The organism is Cytobacillus sp. Bac17, assembly GCF_024519925.1.
GTDB lineage: Bacteria > Bacillota > Bacilli > Bacillales > Cytobacillaceae > Cytobacillus > Cytobacillus pseudoceanisediminis.
In genome coordinates, this window is the sequence record NZ_JALJRC010000016.1 from 73418 (window position 1) to 88666 (window position 15249).

A 15249-nucleotide genomic window follows, 5' to 3' on the forward strand; every position below is an offset into this window, starting at 1 on the left:
CCAATAAGTTACATAGAGGTATGATAAGATTGCTATAAGAATACATAAGAGAGGGGATATCATGGCTCATCATATAGGGATATCGGGAAGCGTCATTTTGTCAGACAGCAAGCTGTTTCCTGAACTTTTTAAACGTCATTTGCCGCATATTGAGATAGGCGAATTTCAAGATGAAGAATCCTTCCGCTGTTTTATTGAAATGCTGGGTAAAACAAACAAAAGCTTTGGTCTACATTCGCCTCTTTTCCGGGGACAAAGCAAATACGATCTGCTGGAAAAGATCCGTATAAATCCGAAGGAAGCCTGGATCCAGTTTGAGACGGAAGTGGAAAGAATGTCCCGGCTTGGAGCTGAATACATATTGGTGCACTTTCCTTACTTTAAAAAGGAAACCAATGGGAATCCAGCAGAGATCATTGAGGAGGGACTCAAGAAACTCAGTTCTCTTCAGAGTAAGTATGGGATTCTGATTGTGTGTGAACCTAAATTGGGATTCCAGCAATCGCCAGCAGGGATTCATTATCTTGACCGCTTTCCTGTAGAGACATGGAAGAAATACGGACTCAGCCTCTGTGTCGATATTGGGGATTATATATTGGCCGCAGGCGAGAAGGCCATAAATTATATAGAAAAATGGTCCGAGTTTGTAAGAGTGGTCCATTTACATAATGTTGAATATCAGGGTGATAAATATATTTGGGTGCCTGTGCATCCATCTCATGAGAATGATGGCAATCATCATAAAATTAAGAAGCTGATGGATTTTTTAGCTAAAGAATGCAAGGATGTATTTTTTGTCATGGAATACACTCCACACACGAACCCTCCGGAAAAAATGGTAGAAGAAGGGATCGGGTGGGCAATAGAGGTCATTGAGGAAGGGTCTGTTAGTTAAGGAAGCAGGCCGCCTGGCATTAATTTTGTGCACGTTGAAAATAAAAGGTTAATGATACCTTGTATGTATGCTTAGTTATATGTGAAATTAATCACAACAGAGAGAGGAGGTTCATTTATTTCTTATGCTGGGATTTAAAATAAAAACGGCCCTGCAGGCTTCCATTCTTTTTACATTTGGTTTTTGGCTTCTCTTTTTCTTGTCTGAAGGGGAACTGTTTTCTTTCTTCCTGATTATGATTTTTTTTTACTGCTTTTTCGGAAATGTGATATACGGTGTTCCAGTGTCGCTGCTTTCTGAGGTTTTTACTAAGAATCTAGCAATATGGCGGTTTCCCGCGGCGGCATTTATACATACCATTTTGGCTGCTGTCACTTATTTTATTATGGAAGGGTTTGCTTTTTACATATTAATTGCTTCGGTGCTTTTCTTTTTAGTGGACGAGTGGCGGAAATGGGACCGCGAGATGCCAGGGGGATGGAGGATTGCCTTGAATGCAGCTGGTCTTCTCATCGCCTGCCTGCTGCCGATGGGGGGCTTTTGGATGCTTCAGCAGGCAGATCTGGAAGAAAAAACTCATGATCTTTATCTGATTCCAAAAGGGTATGCTGGTCAGGTGAGAATTGTTCATGAAATAGAGAATGCCCCTGTGCCTGTGACAGAAGGGAAGTACGATGTATTTCGGGTGAATGATAGAGGATATGCCATTACCTCTTTACCGCAAAGTGAAGGATATATTGACGATTTGTACTATTATGTGGATGAAAAGGGGAAGCGTGAAGCGATATCAGAAAGCTGTATTTCATATGGCGGATCAGGCGGTGTACAGGGAGATGGTTATGAATATTCGTATACCTATTTTTCGGTTGGCTGTGATGAGAACATGGATGATCAAGGAACTAGCCCTGGGATTGAGGATATTCTTTATGAAGAGGGTTTGATTAATCAAACGTTTGATTGAAATGGAAAACAGCCTGGAGATTCCAGGCTGTTAATTATTTATCGCAGTCTTACTTCCAGAGCCCAGCTGAGCGAAGTTTCACTTTAAAGTGGGGATAGCTCTTATGGAATGTACAGTTTCAGGCGTTTTTCTGCCGGTGCTTTTAATTGACATGAACATGGCATAGTCCAATGGGCAATTGACTTTTGCCAGATAAGAATCAATGTGTTTTCTTAGACTAAGTATAGCTTCTTCATTATTAAGCTGTTCAGCAATGTGCTTGTCATTAATGACAAGCACCAGATTTTTCTCAAGCAAATAGTCCAAATTGATTTCCTCTTGTCCGGGGAGTGAGGTATGGACCAGAATCGGAAGTTTCTTTTGCAGTGCTTCACTAATTGTAACTCCGCCTGGTTTGGTCAAAATAGCATCGGCTTTATTATATAGCTGGTTCATTTCAAAAGGGTCTTCAATATATCCAATGGGCTCGATCTGCTTTGAATCGAGTGCTTGGAGTGAGCTATATAATTCGTCATTATTTCCGCAAAGGATCAGAAATCGAATATGAGGAACCTTCTGCATAGCGTCTATAAAATCACAGTTTACTAAGCCGCTGTTTCCTCCTGCAACCAGAATATGGCGTATCCGGTTATCTTTCTTTAATGGAACCTGGAGGTGATACGCAGAATGAACCGGTATGCCTGTTACAAAAATTTGCTCATCAGGAATATTGTGCTTTTTAATAAGCTTTTCCTTCGCCTCGGGATGAGGTACGAAATGAAAATCAATTCCCCGTTTTCCCCATATATCATTAATAAAAAAATCCGTGTAAACATTCACCGCCGTGACGTTCCGGTATCGTCCCTTTTGCTTTAGTGAACTGATGATTCCAGATGGAAAAGAATGAGTGCAAAATATTAAATCCGGATTTTCTTCATCAAGGAACTTCTGCATTTTTCGTTCAAAATAATAGGATAAAACCTGTAAATCAGGCTGCAATTTAAAAGGGTGCTGCTTATACATAATGGTGTAATATAATGCCCTGTAAAGGAAAGGGGCACCCAGGAAACCTTTTAAATATATCCCTGATACCAGCTTCTCAAGCTTATCACTGCAATAGGAAAGAAAGTCGACTATTTTGATTTCAGCATCAGGATATTGGCTTTGAATATTATCCTGAATTGTTTTGGCAACTTTTGAATGTCCCGTGGGGAATTGAAATAATGGGAGCAGCAGAACTTTCATAATACCCTCCTTTCTGTCACTTGGATTTATTTTTTTCATACTTAAAGAGCATGTAGATTGCGAATATAACTAATAATAAACCCCCGAGATATGGAACATATTCAGGATTTATATCAAATAGGCTTCCTGCAAAGTATCCCGCGGCAATTATAGGGAGCACCCAGCTAAGGGAGCCTGCAGCAGAATATAGAAGGTACTGATGAAAAGGAACTTTTGAAATGCCGGCAAAGTAAGGGCTTATCTGACGTATTCCAGGCATATAAAAACCAGCAAAGATCATGAATCGATGATTCTCCATGTACTTTTTCTGGGCGGTATTCCATCTCTGTTCCGTGATCCCAATATATCTGCCATATTTTTTGAGAAAGGGCGTACCTGCTTTTTTACCGATCCAATACGCTGAAAGCATCCCAAGCAGCACACCTGCTTCTGCACAGACAGCGGATTCGGCAAAGCTTAGTTGATGATTTCCAATTAACACGCCAATCAGGAATAATAGCGATTCTTCCGGAGCAGGAATGCCGACAATCCCGAAAAATAAAAATAAAAAGATAATCCAATACCCGTAGGACGAAATAAATTCAATAATTGTTTCAGTACTCATGTGCGATGCCCCTGATATCCTTCTTTTAAAGAAACAAAATGGATCCCTTTTAGTGCTGACTGCTGCAAATACTGGTCCAGATGGCCGATCATATATTCAGGTGCATTGGAGTCTGCGCCAAGAGTTTCACCGCTGTCGTGGAGAAGAAAAATCCGGCCAGGCACGGTTTCTTTTGCCAGCGACTTTGAAAGGGTGTTCCTGATATGCTGGATCTTCCAATCCTTAAAAATGCCCGACCACATAATAATCTTATACTTTCTTGCCATCCAGAGGGTAAATAAATTGAAGTGTCCCCATGGCGGACGATAAAAATAGACTTCTTCATTAATCGTTTCTTCAATAACTTGTTTTGTTTGCTCCAGCTGTTTTTTTAAAGATCCCGGTGAAAGGATCCAGCTTGAGACATGCCTATAATGATGGATGCCAATTGTATGACCATCCGCCTGCATTCTTTTAAGCAGCAGCGGATGCTTGGCTGCTTTTTCCCCGACAACAAAAAAGGCTGCCTTTGCTTCATGCTTTTTTAAGACATCCAGAAGCCTCGCTGTATATTGTGGATCCGGACCATCATCAAAGGTTAAAGCAATGGAATTGGGTTCGGTTATTTCTTTTACAATTCCCCAATTCAGCGATCGTATGAGTACAGTGGGCAGAACTGCGTAACTAATAAATATAATCAGTGCGGCGGTAAAAAAATAAATCATGCAAACTAGATCCTTTCCGGCGGTGTATCACTTATTTTCATTCCCCTTTTATAGTGAGGGTAACCTTAATGTTCATAGTGAATGTAATGAAAATAGAATTTAGATTCAATATTCCAGTCATCTCAAAAGGGTGGGATGGTTTTATCATATAAAAAATCTGAAGGAAGTCAATGGAGAGGATGGATATTAAAGAGGAAAGCGATGTCCAATTCAATCAAACGTTTGATTGAACTAACAAAACAAGCTGATGCTTCAGCCTGTTTTGTTAGTTCTATTATTAATCCATCGGTAATGTGTTATGAAGGTTTGGAGGTGCAGGCTTGAGCATAGGCTTGTCCCCTTCAGGCTTTGGATTGCCTACATATTTGTATTCTCCCTGGCCATCCAGAGCAGGGCCCTGTGCCCATCTGCCTGTGCTGCTTTCTTCGCCTGCTGATAGGTTGTAGAGAGTGTAAGAGATATCTGTGCGTTCTTTCTCACGAGGGAAGGTACTAGGGACGAGCAGGCCTTCTTTTTCTTCAAGCTCCGCAATCGCAGCAGCCCATTGGTTTTGGTGGTAGGCATCTCTGGCAATCAGAACTGAAAGCAGCTCTTTAATGCCCTTATCATCAGTCATTTCATAGAGACGTGCAGCCTGCAGCCGGCCCTGTGACTCTGCATTCAAGTTTGAACGAAAGTCTGCTAATAGGTTTCCGCTGGCTGTAATATAGGTACCCATCCAAGGGTTCCCTACACTGTCAGTCGGACGTGCACCAAGTCCGGAGACAATGGCATGCTGCGGATTCATTCCGCCCATAATCGCTCCAACCACTGGGTCCTTTGCTGCTTCTTGCTGCTGATTAACAGGGGCGTCGTCCATTAGTCTGGCAACCATTGTTGCGAGCATTTCCACATGTCCAATTTCTTCAGTCCCAATATCCAGCAGAAGGTCGCGATATTTTTCATTCCCACGAGTTGCCCAACCCTGAAACATGTACTGCATGGCAACCGTCATTTCACCATATTGGCCGCCAATCAATTCCTGAAGCTTTTTGGCAAAAACGGGATCCGGACGTTCCGGCTTAGCTTCAAATTGCAATTCTTTTACATGAAAAAACATCTAAATTCCTCCTATGCTATAGATTTCCAAATATACACTGTATCTATTGCCCTGAAAAAAGCAGGAAGAAACATGTTTTTAAGAAATTAATATATTAATATACATTTCAAAAAGATAAAAAGACGTGCGAACACGTCTTTTTAATCGGCTATTTTTTTAGCAGTAAATACATGAAATAAGGAGCACCGATCAGTGCAACCATAATGCCGGCTGGCAGGCCGTCAGGATCAACCAGGTTCCGGCCAAGCGTATCGGCGAATAAGAGAAGCCATCCTCCTAAAAGGATAGCAATCGGAATGAAAAGCTGATTCCGCGGTCCAACAAGCGCTTTAGCCATGTGCGGTGCAATTAAGCCGATAAAAGCAATTCCGCCGGTTACCGACACAGCTGAAGCGGCCAATGCAACGGCTGTAAGCAGAAGGACGATCCGTTCTCTTTCAATGGATACCCCTATCCCGATGGCGACAGGCTCGCTTAAGCTTAATAGATTCAAGCGATTTGCTTTATATAAAGTAAATGGAATCAGCAGAAGAAGCCAGGGGAGGAGTGCCCAAATGAACGGCCAATCCGTTCCCCAGATATTCCCTGATAGCCATTTAGCTATAAAATCGACTTTCTCTCTTTCCGCTGAAGAAATCAGGACAATCATGACACCGGAAAGCGCCATGGAAAATCCGACCCCGACCAGCACCATCTTTACAGGCTGAAGCCCCTCGCTTTTTTTATAGGAAAAAGCATAGATAAGGATTGCAGTAAGTAAAGCGCCGAAAAATGCGCATAAAGGCAGCATGTATATGAAAGTGCCAGCTTCAATCGGAAAGAACAGAAAGAAAACCGCTATAGCAACTCCGGCACCGGAGTTTATGCCAATGATGCCTGGATCTGCCAGGTCATTGCGTGTAATCCCTTGTAAAATGGCACCGGATAATGCGAGTGCCATGCCGGCCAAGACAGTGATAAATACCCGCGGCAGCCGAATGGAAAATAACACAAATTCTTCTTTAAATGTGCCCTGTCCCATAATAGTCGGGAGCAATCGGTCATATGAAAGGGAGGCATAGCCTAATCCCATTCCAATCACAATGGTAACAATAATGAGTGCTGATAACACGGCCATTAAAATTCGCTGTTTTTTTACTAACTCTGGCTGAATCATGAGAACGCCTTACCTCCTTTATGAACAATAAACAGGAAGAAAGGAAGCCCCATAACGGCGATAATAGCAGCTGCCGGTGTTTCGTAAGGAGCGTTGATGGTTCTCCCTAATGTATCGGCCAGAAGCATAAAAGAAGCTCCTGTCAGGGCAGACATGGGAAGAATAAAACGGTAGTCTGTACCTACAATAGCACGGACAATATGAGGCACCATCAGCCCGATAAAAGCCATATTGCCTACCAGTGCCACTGATGCGCCAGCAAGCAGGGTCACTAAGATGAAAAGGATGGTCTTAATCTGAGTTGTATTTTGCCCCAGACCTACTGCCACTTCCTCATTTAAGCTTAAGATAGTCAGCTGCTTGGACAGAAAAAGAGAAACAAGAATGCCAATGGAAATAACCGGGACAATCACTTGCAGCTGGCTCCAGGATGTGCCGATGATTCCGCCTGCAGTCCACATGCTGACATCTTTTGAAATTTTAAAATAAATGCCGACTCCTTCGGCTATTGCGAAAAGGAAGGCGGACACCGCGGCTCCGGCCAATACGATCCGAATAGGAGAAAAACCTCCTTTTTTCATGGCGCCAATGCCGAAAACCAGCGAAGCTCCAACCGCTGCACCGATAAAACAGGCGAAGAGAATCCCTATGTAATTTGCTGAAGGAATGACCACAAGAGTTAATGCAAGTGCGGCATTTGCTCCAGCCGTTAATCCGAGCAAGCCTGGATCAGCAAGAGGGTTTCTTGTCATTCCCTGCATAATGGCACCGGAAATGCTAAGCGCAGCTCCAACGAAGACTGCAGCAATTTCACGAGGAAGACGGATTTCACGAATAATCGAAATTTTTTCTCCAGAAGCATTGGAAGTAAGCGCCAGCCAAACATCTTTGACCGTTACATCCGCAGCTCCAAACACACATGCAGCCACAAACATGCCGGCAAAGATAACAAAGCCTGCGGCGAGTTTATAGATAAATGGAATAAAGGGTTGAGCATCTTTTGTCATTGTACTCTCATCTTTCTTTATGGGATCAGAACTGCCTTAAACTTCGAAAACTGTCTAGTTCCAGCTGACATGCGGGAGCTTTTCGCTGTTCTTATAATAACAGAATTGATTCTTTTCGTAGATAAGGCGCTTCCGCTTTTCTAAATAGGAAAGAGGAATTCCCAAAATAAGAATCCCTCCTGCAGTATTACTTTCCTAAAAATGATTCTTTAAAGAACTCCAGCTGTGCATCAAGTGTGATAGGATCACTGAAGGAAGCACCATTGCCTTCCATTTCAAAGACGCGGTTATTTTTTACAGCAGGGATGTTTTTGTACGTATCAGTTTCCTGGAAAGAATGGTCAGCATCAGAGTATTTGCTCAGAATAATGTAATCTCCGGAATATTCTGGAAGCACTTCTGTTGAAATAGCGTAATAACCATCTTTAAGAGCCATTTCCTTAACCTTTTCAGGCATTTTTAAGTCCATTGCCTGATAGAGGATTTCAGTTCCGCGTGCCCAGTTATCGCCAAACACATAAAGCTGTTTATCAAAGATTTCAAATACAGAAACGGTTGCATCTTCTCCAATTTTTGCACGGATGTCTTCACCAGCTGTTTCAGCACGCTGTTTAAAGTCTGCCACCCATTTCTTTGCTTCTTCTTCTTTATTAAGAAGCTTGCCGATTTCTTCATGCTGTGACAGATAATCTAATTTACCCCATGTATAAGTTACAGTTGGTGCAATTTCCTTAAGTTTATCGTAGTTTTTTACAGTAGATAATGCAATGATCAAGTCTGGTTCTAATTCAATTATTTTTTCCAGGTTATCTTCAGATACTTCTTCAGCATCTTTCAATTCTTCTTCAAAACGAGGATTATTCTTGGACCATGTGTCCACACCGACGATATTTACGCCTAATTGCATTACATTTCCTGTAAACCCGGAAAGGAGAACAACTCTCTTAGGATCAGCCGGGACTTCAACCGGCCCGGTTTCAGATTCATAAGTAAAGGTGCCTGATTTCTTATCTTCATTTGGTTCTCCTTCTTTTGATTCTCCTTGCTCTGTATTGCCGCAGGCGCTAATAAGCAGAAGCAGCAAGATCGTAAACGGGATCAATAGTTTCTTCATGTTGATTTTCTCCTTTTAATAAATTATAAGTAATACACATTGGTTTGTTTGTGCGGGGATCGCGCCCGATGACTGCATCAATATTGAACACTTTCCTTAAGACATCCTGTGTAATGACTTCCTCATAGCTTCCTGACTTAACAATTTCACCATCTTTTAATGCAACGATATGGTCAGCAAAACGGGCTGCCTGGTTTAAATCATGAAGGACCATTACAATGGTGCGTTCCTGCTCCTGGTTCAGCTTTTGGAGAAGCTCGAGAACTTCAAGCTGATGGGCCATATCCAAGTAAGTGGTCGGTTCATCAAGGAAAATGATGTCTGTTTCCTGTGCCAGAGCCATTGCAATCCAGACCCTTTGACGCTGGCCGCCGGAAAGGGCGTCAACCGGACGAAATTTGAAATCCTTGATCCCAGTAACGTCAAGAGCCCAATCAATGACTTCATAGTCCTTTTTCGTTAATCTGCCAAATCCTTTCTGATAAGGAAAGCGACCGTATGAGACCAGTTCGCCAACTGTTAAACCGCTTGCACTTTCAGGTGTTTGCGGCAAAATTGCCATTTTCTTGGCAAGGATCTTTGTATTTTCCTTTGAAATGTTCTCGCCGTCCAAAATGACAGTGCCTGATTGATGAGAAATGATTCGTGTAATCGCTTTTAAAAGGGTTGATTTTCCGCAGCCATTCGGGCCGATTATAGTCGTGATCTTCTTATCGGGAATCTGGACACTAAGGTCTTTCACAATCAAGCGTTCACTATATCCAATGTTCAAGCCATCTGTATATAGGCGGACCATTATGTAACCTCCGTTTAGTTGAGAATATATTTTAGTGATAATGATTATCAGTATCGGTTCTTTTTTACTATAAGTCTATCTGATTTTTATGTCAATAGTATTTAAAGGAAAAGTATTCAGAAAAAATTTCATTGTCAAAGGAGAAGAAAGGTCGTATAGTTGAAGTGAGAATGATAATCAATAGTAATTGGTTATAGGAGTGAACGGTAAATGAAAAATGCTGAAGTGTTTGATGTGACGGTCATTGGAGGCGGACCTGCTGGTCTTTATTCCACTTTCTACAGCGGATTAAGGAAAATGAAAACAAAGCTGATCGAGTTTCAGCCGATGCTTGGCGGTAAAATACATGTATATCCGGAGAAAATGATCTGGGATGTGGGCGGCCTGACTCCGACTCCTGGGGCAAAACTGATTGAACAGCTGGTGGAGCAGGGGCTAACGTTTAATCCAACGGTTGTTCTCAATGAAAAGGTAGAATCCATTGCCAAAAATGAAGATGGTTTATTTGTTTTAAAAGGTTCTTCTGGAGAAGAGCACTATACGAAAACCGTCATTGTGGCTGTTGGCAGCGGAATTTTAAAGCCGCAGAAACTGAAGATAGAAGGGGCAGAGCGTTTTGAAGTTTCCAATCTGAATTATACAGTCAAATCCCTTAAACACTTTAAAGATAAGACTGTAATTGTTTCAGGCGGAGGAAATTCTGCAGTAGACTGGGCAAATGAATTGGAGCCCGTTGCCAAGCAGGTATACATCACTTGCAGGAGAGATGCTTTGACTGGCCATGAAGCTCAGGTTTCACAGCTGATGAATAGTTCGGTTATCTGCATTAACCATACGTCCATCACAAAATTAATTGCCGGCGGAAATCACGAGGAAATTGAACAGGTGGAATTGACCAATAATGAAACGGGCGAAGTTTCTTATCTGCAGATTGATGAAGTAGTAATTAATCATGGCTATGAACAGGATACGGAACTCTTAAAAAATAGCAATCTGAATATTGAAATGCTCGAAGATTTCTATATTGCAGGCAATGCAAACAGCGAAACATCGGTTGAAGGGCTATATGCTGCAGGGGATATCCTAAAGCATGACGGCAAACTTCACTTAATTGCCGGGGCATTCCAGGATGCTGCCAATGCAGTAAACAAAGCGAAGCAGTACATTGAACCGGATGCTGCCGCAGCTGCGATGGTTTCATCTCATAATGATGTTTTTAAAAAACGGAATCGGGAATTGGTGAAGCAGCTGGTCCACTAGGATAAAAACTAAACGCACATAAATTTTTTTATTCGCACATAAAACTTGGTTATGCGCACAGAAAAAATTCTATCCGCACATAAATTGAAAAAACGCCTGGAATTAAGGCGAACTAGCAGTGAAAAACCGGTCCACACGATGTGGACCGGTTTTTTAAGGTAAGATTTATACAATCTGAAGTCTGACAGCTGTCTAGTTCCAGCGCCTACCCTCTCGAGGTCACAAGCCTGTCTAGTTGCGGCTCCTAGCGAAAGACTAGTCAATCCCTTCCAGAAGGAAAGAACACCTTCTTGCAGGGCTCGTCTTATGCTTGTCGTCCCTGGGCAGTCGCCTCCACATTTCGGACAAGCCTCCCAAAAAGGCAAAGAACGCCTTTCCGTGAGGCTCGTCTTGTGCTTGAGGCCCCCAGGATGGGGGTCATGCAGACGTTGCCACAGGACGTGGCGTTCTTAGTCTGCGTTCCTTCGTGGGCAAGGCGCTTCCGCTTTTCTTACGTACTGATCTTTTCTTTTACTTGAGCTTCTGTCCTAAGCTGCCTGAATTTAGCAAAGAATGCTGCCGTCATAATCAGCGACAGTATTCCAAAGATCACGACCATTATCTGAAGGCCGACTGCGTCCAGAAGGAATCCAGTCAGGAGCAGGACAATCTGAAAAGTTACACGGTCAAGCATGTTTCGGAAGGAGAAGAATCTTCCGTGAAATTCCTTTGGCACTCTTGTTTGGAAAATGGTAGCGGCAGTAGGGAAGAAACAGCCGACGGCAAACCCAAAAATAAAAAAAGCCAGTATGGATAGAACAGGCACATCTGCAAAGTACAGAAGCAGCTGGGATAGTCCGATGATGAATGAGAAGAAAAACAGGATCGCATAAGGCGAACGTTTTTGGCTGATTTGTTTGACAATGAATGCGCCAAGCATGAAGCCGAGTCCTTCTGCCGTATAGATCAAGCCTTTAATGGATGAGCTTTCCTGAAGCTCACTGATATTAATGACCATTAAGTTAAATCCGCCAAGGAACAGAAGCGGAACCAAGGTTAGGATCAATGTCATAAACACAATGGGCAGACCTTGAATAATCGGGAATACTTCCTTGAAGCCTCCGCTGCCACTGCTTGAGTTTCTTCCCCTGCTTTCCTTTGAGAAGGATTCTTCAAAATCCATAAAAAAGGTGATTATAAAGAGAATCAGATAAGCGACAAGCGAAGCGATGTAAAGCATTGATAATGGCAAGATAACTAACAAAACGCCAGCTAAAGCAGTACCTAATATTCTGGAAAGTGTGGACACATTCATATGGACTCCATTCAGCTGCAGCAGGTCCTTATCTTCCACAACCAGAGGAATGGCAGCCTGCAGAGCTGGAAAATAGAAGGCTGCCGAGATTTGCAGGAATACCAGAAAAATAACCATCCACCAGACTGACCCGGTTTGTATGGCAATTAACATAAAAACAACGCTCAATGCCCGGGCGAAGCCAGATGCCAGCATGACTGTCTTCTTGCTGATTTGGTCAGTTATTCTTCCTGCCCAGGGTCCAACAGCAATCCCTGCCAGCAATCCGCCAGCCAAAATAAGCGACTTTAGAAAATCTGAGGGAACCTTTTCCTGCATAAATTCCAGATTCCCTATTATACCGAGCCACAAGCCCAGCCCTGCTATAAACTCCCCGGTTAATAAAATCCAAACATTTTTATTTTTCCACATACTCAGGCCCCGTTTTCTGATTAGTTCGATAATCTAAAGATACTATAAACCAAGGAAATAATGAATCTATTTTTTAAAATAGTTGAAAATGAAAATCGTTATCAATTATAATAACAGAAAAGAAGCAGGGGAGGAACAGATATGTTTATTCAATTAAAAACGATTACTGTGAAAGAAGGCCATTCAAATAAGCTAGTCGAGCGCTTTGCAGGGGAAGGAATAATCGAAGAGCAGCCGGGCTTCATTGATTTGAATGTTTTAAAGAAGAAGCAGCGCAGCGGGGACGAAGAAGTGGCTATTATGATTCGCTGGGAATCGGAAGGAGCCTGGAAGGCGTGGGAAACAAGTGATGTCCATATTGCCGGGCACAAGGCAAACCGCGGCAAGCCGAAGCCGGAATATATTATTGATAGCCGTCAGGATGTCTATCATTCATTGGGCCAGAAGCAGTACCGTGAGCCAGCTGAAATTAAATAAAGTGCAATGCCCATTCATAAAGGGATTTTTGAATGGGCATTTTTTATGTGATTGTTATCTATTAAGCTTTCAGTCCCGTGCCTTTCCGGGTGAGAAGCATGAAAATCAGATAGGGAGCTCCGATTACGGAGATGACGATCCCAACCGGAATATCTGCAGGTGCAAGGAGATTTTTTCCTATCATATCTGCAATGAGAACAAGTGCCGCGCCTATTAGTGCAGCTAAAGGCAAGTTGCTGAAATAGTTGGGGCCGCAAAGGCGGCGTGCCAGATGTGGCGCCAGGAGTCCAATGAAAGCAATTCCGCCGCCAGCTGCTACACATGCTCCGGCAAGAGCGGCTGAAAGACAGAGAAGAAGCCGGCGTTCGGATTCGACTCTTAAGCCGAGTGCAACAGGAACTTCCTGTTTGAATTGAAGGATATTCATTGTTCTTGCTTTTATAAAGGCGACTGGCATCAGAACAAGAATCCAGGGAAGGAGTGCCCACACATATGGCCACTGAATACCCCAGATGCTGCCAGTCAGCCAAATGGCTGCCTGCTGAAAATCCTTTGGATCCATTTTCAGCTGCAGGATCAGCAGCAAGGCACCGCATAGTGCATTAAATCCAAGGCCAACGAGGAGAAGCCGTTCCGGGTCTATTCCGCCTTTCCACGAAAATCGATAGATCAGAGCTGCTATGGCGAGTGCTCCGGCGAAAGCAAATACGGGAAGGAAGAACGGTTTTGCCAGAAGGCTTCCTCCCGATTGCCCGAACAGGTAGATTGAGAGAACAACTGCTAATCCGGCCCCGGCATTAATGCCGAGAATGCCGGGATCAGCCAGTGAATTCCGGGATAGCCCCTGAAGGATGCTGCCGGAAAGAGCCAGGCCTGCTCCTATTAGAAGGGCAATGATCATTCTTGGCAATCTTAAATGAAGCAGTACGAGCTCCTGTTTCGGAGTGCCGCTGCCTGAAAGAACAGCCAAAATTTCATTCATTCCTACTGGCATCACACCAGTCGAGAGACTTAGTATAAAAGTAACCAGGATAAGGAATATAAAGGCTGCCATCCAGCCCCGCGATTGGAGTAAAGCCTGTTTCCAATCCATTACATATACCCCCTTTTCCTTCTGGACAAATATAAGAAAAATGGAACACCGATTAGTGCAGTAACAGCACTGACAGGAGTCTCAAACGGCGGGTTGATCATCCGTGCCCCGATATCTGCCGCTATTAGAAGCAGTGCACCTGCAATGGCACTAAGCGGGATAAGCCAGCGGTAGTCAGACCCAATCAAAAGCCTGACCATATGGGGAACCACCAGTCCGATAAAGCCTATAGCTCCAGCAATGGAAACGGCCGCTCCAGATAATAATATAACCGCTGCAAGCCCGATCCAGCGGACTTTCTGCTGAGATTGACCAAGCCCTGCAGCCACTTCTTCTCCCAATGCCAGGATTGTCAGGGAGCGGCTGATCCAAAGGGACAGGAGCAAGCCTAAAAATACGGCGGGAAGCAAAATATACACATGGCGCCATTGTGTTCCTGAAAGACCTCCGGCAAACCAGAAGCTCAGGTCCTGTGCAGTCTGAAAATAAAGGGCGATGCCGGTTGAAAGAGCGCTGAACAAAGTGCTTAATGCTGCTCCTGCCAGTGTCAAAGTGACAGGTGATATCCGCTCTTTTGACAGCATGGAGAAAGATAATACAAGCAAGGCTCCAGCAGCGGAACCTGCAAATGACCAGATGAGCAGAACCCAGTATGAACCGCCGGAAAGAAAAGCAAGTGCAATTGCGATGGCCAGGCCCGCTCCATGTGTAATGCCGATTATGGAGGGATCTGCCAGCGGGTTGCGTGTAATTCCCTGCATAATGGTGCCGGCTACAGCAAGAGCTGCCCCAATAAGTGCCCCGGTCAATGCCCGGGGAAGCCTGACTTCTCTGATAAGCTGATGTTCAATTTGGCCTCCCTGAAAGGAGACAAATGACTCCCACACCACGGAAGGGGGAATCCAGATTGCACCCAGCCCAATCGATGCAAGCAGCCCGATAAGCACCAGCACAATTCCTGCCAGGCCCCATTTTATAGATTTTTGGTGTACAGGCTGCCTGTGCTCTGTTATGTCAGCTGCGGTTCTGGCCATTACATTCAGTCCTTTTCTATGTAAATTTTAAGTGAAAATGATAATCGTTATCGTTCTAAATAATCGTAATTAATCTACTATCCTTTCACAGCTTTTGTCAATTCTTATTTAAGGAAATAG

General features: G+C 43.5%; 15 protein-coding genes. 4 read left to right on the plus strand and 11 right to left on the minus strand.

Annotated features, from left to right (window positions below; translation table 11 throughout):
* Positions 1–61: 61 nt before the first annotated feature.
* Both NR125_RS17985 and NR125_RS17990 read left to right on the plus strand, forming a co-directional pair.
* Positions 62–895, plus strand: coding sequence for a TIM barrel protein (locus tag NR125_RS17985; protein ID WP_009335902.1), 834 nt, complete (start codon positions 62–64; stop codon positions 893–895).
* 124 nt (positions 896–1019) lie between these two features.
* Positions 1020–1856, plus strand: coding sequence for a DUF6843 domain-containing protein (locus NR125_RS17990; protein ID WP_034297746.1), 837 nt, complete (start codon positions 1020–1022; stop codon positions 1854–1856).
* A gap of 78 nt (positions 1857–1934) precedes the next feature.
* On the opposite strand, the gene NR125_RS17995 is transcribed toward NR125_RS17990, so the two are convergent.
* From NR125_RS17995 to NR125_RS18030, 8 genes are all read right to left on the minus strand, one after another.
* Positions 1935–3080 carry an MGDG synthase family glycosyltransferase gene (locus tag NR125_RS17995; RefSeq protein WP_009335900.1) on the minus strand — a complete coding sequence of 382 codons (1146 nt, stop codon included), beginning with the start codon at positions 3078–3080 and terminating at the stop codon, positions 1935–1937.
* 16 nt (positions 3081–3096) lie between these two features.
* A complete protein-coding gene (locus NR125_RS18000; protein ID WP_009335899.1) occupies positions 3097–3684 on the minus strand; it encodes a DedA family protein in 588 nt (195 codons plus the stop codon).
* Positions 3681–4388 (minus strand): polysaccharide deacetylase family protein, encoded by a 708-nt coding sequence (locus NR125_RS18005; RefSeq protein WP_009335898.1) that lies wholly within the window; start codon positions 4386–4388, stop codon positions 3681–3683. Before NR125_RS18005 ends, NR125_RS18000 begins: the two co-directional genes overlap by 4 nt.
* 277 nt (positions 4389–4665) lie before the next feature.
* A complete protein-coding gene (locus NR125_RS18010; RefSeq protein ID WP_009335897.1) occupies positions 4666–5487 on the minus strand; it encodes a manganese catalase in 822 nt (273 codons plus the stop codon).
* Between the two features lie 148 nt (positions 5488–5635).
* Entirely contained in the window at positions 5636–6643 is a 1008-nt protein-coding gene (locus NR125_RS18015) for a FecCD family ABC transporter permease (RefSeq protein ID WP_009335896.1), read from the minus strand.
* On the minus strand, positions 6640–7650 hold the full coding sequence (locus NR125_RS18020; protein WP_009335895.1) for a FecCD family ABC transporter permease: 1011 nt from the start codon (positions 7648–7650) through the stop codon (positions 6640–6642). Before NR125_RS18020 ends, NR125_RS18015 begins: the two co-directional genes overlap by 4 nt.
* A gap of 187 nt (positions 7651–7837) precedes the next feature.
* Complete coding sequence (locus NR125_RS18025) at positions 7838–8764, minus strand: iron-hydroxamate ABC transporter substrate-binding protein (protein ID WP_009335894.1); 927 nt, start codon at positions 8762–8764, stop codon at positions 7838–7840.
* Positions 8715–9560 (minus strand): ABC transporter ATP-binding protein, encoded by an 846-nt coding sequence (locus NR125_RS18030; protein ID WP_009335893.1) that lies wholly within the window; start codon positions 9558–9560, stop codon positions 8715–8717. Before NR125_RS18030 ends, NR125_RS18025 begins: the two co-directional genes overlap by 50 nt.
* Positions 9561–9770: 210 nt before the next feature.
* Here NR125_RS18030 and NR125_RS18035 point away from each other — a divergent pair, with 210 nt between their 5' ends.
* Positions 9771–10820 (plus strand): NAD(P)/FAD-dependent oxidoreductase, encoded by a 1050-nt coding sequence (locus tag NR125_RS18035; protein WP_009335892.1) that lies wholly within the window; start codon positions 9771–9773, stop codon positions 10818–10820.
* Between the two features lie 490 nt (positions 10821–11310).
* Here NR125_RS18035 and NR125_RS18040 read toward each other — a convergent pair whose 3' ends face one another.
* A complete protein-coding gene (locus tag NR125_RS18040; RefSeq protein ID WP_009335891.1) occupies positions 11311–12525 on the minus strand; it encodes an MFS transporter in 1215 nt (404 codons plus the stop codon).
* Positions 12526–12666: 141 nt separating this feature from the next.
* On the opposite strand from NR125_RS18040, the gene NR125_RS18045 reads away from it, so the two are divergent.
* The gene (locus NR125_RS18045) at positions 12667–13002 is read left to right on the plus strand and encodes an antibiotic biosynthesis monooxygenase family protein (RefSeq protein WP_009335890.1); all 336 of its coding nucleotides are present in this window, start codon (positions 12667–12669) and stop codon (positions 13000–13002) included.
* 61 nt (positions 13003–13063) lie between these two features.
* Here NR125_RS18045 and NR125_RS18050 read toward each other — a convergent pair whose 3' ends face one another.
* Positions 13064–14095, minus strand: a complete 1032-nt coding sequence (locus tag NR125_RS18050; protein WP_256815861.1) for a FecCD family ABC transporter permease — start codon at positions 14093–14095, stop codon at positions 13064–13066.
* Positions 14095–15129 carry a FecCD family ABC transporter permease gene (locus tag NR125_RS18055; RefSeq protein ID WP_009335888.1) on the minus strand — a complete coding sequence of 345 codons (1035 nt, stop codon included), beginning with the start codon at positions 15127–15129 and terminating at the stop codon, positions 14095–14097. The genes NR125_RS18050 and NR125_RS18055 overlap by 1 nt, the downstream gene beginning before the upstream one ends.
* Between the last annotated feature and the right edge of the window lie 120 nt (positions 15130–15249).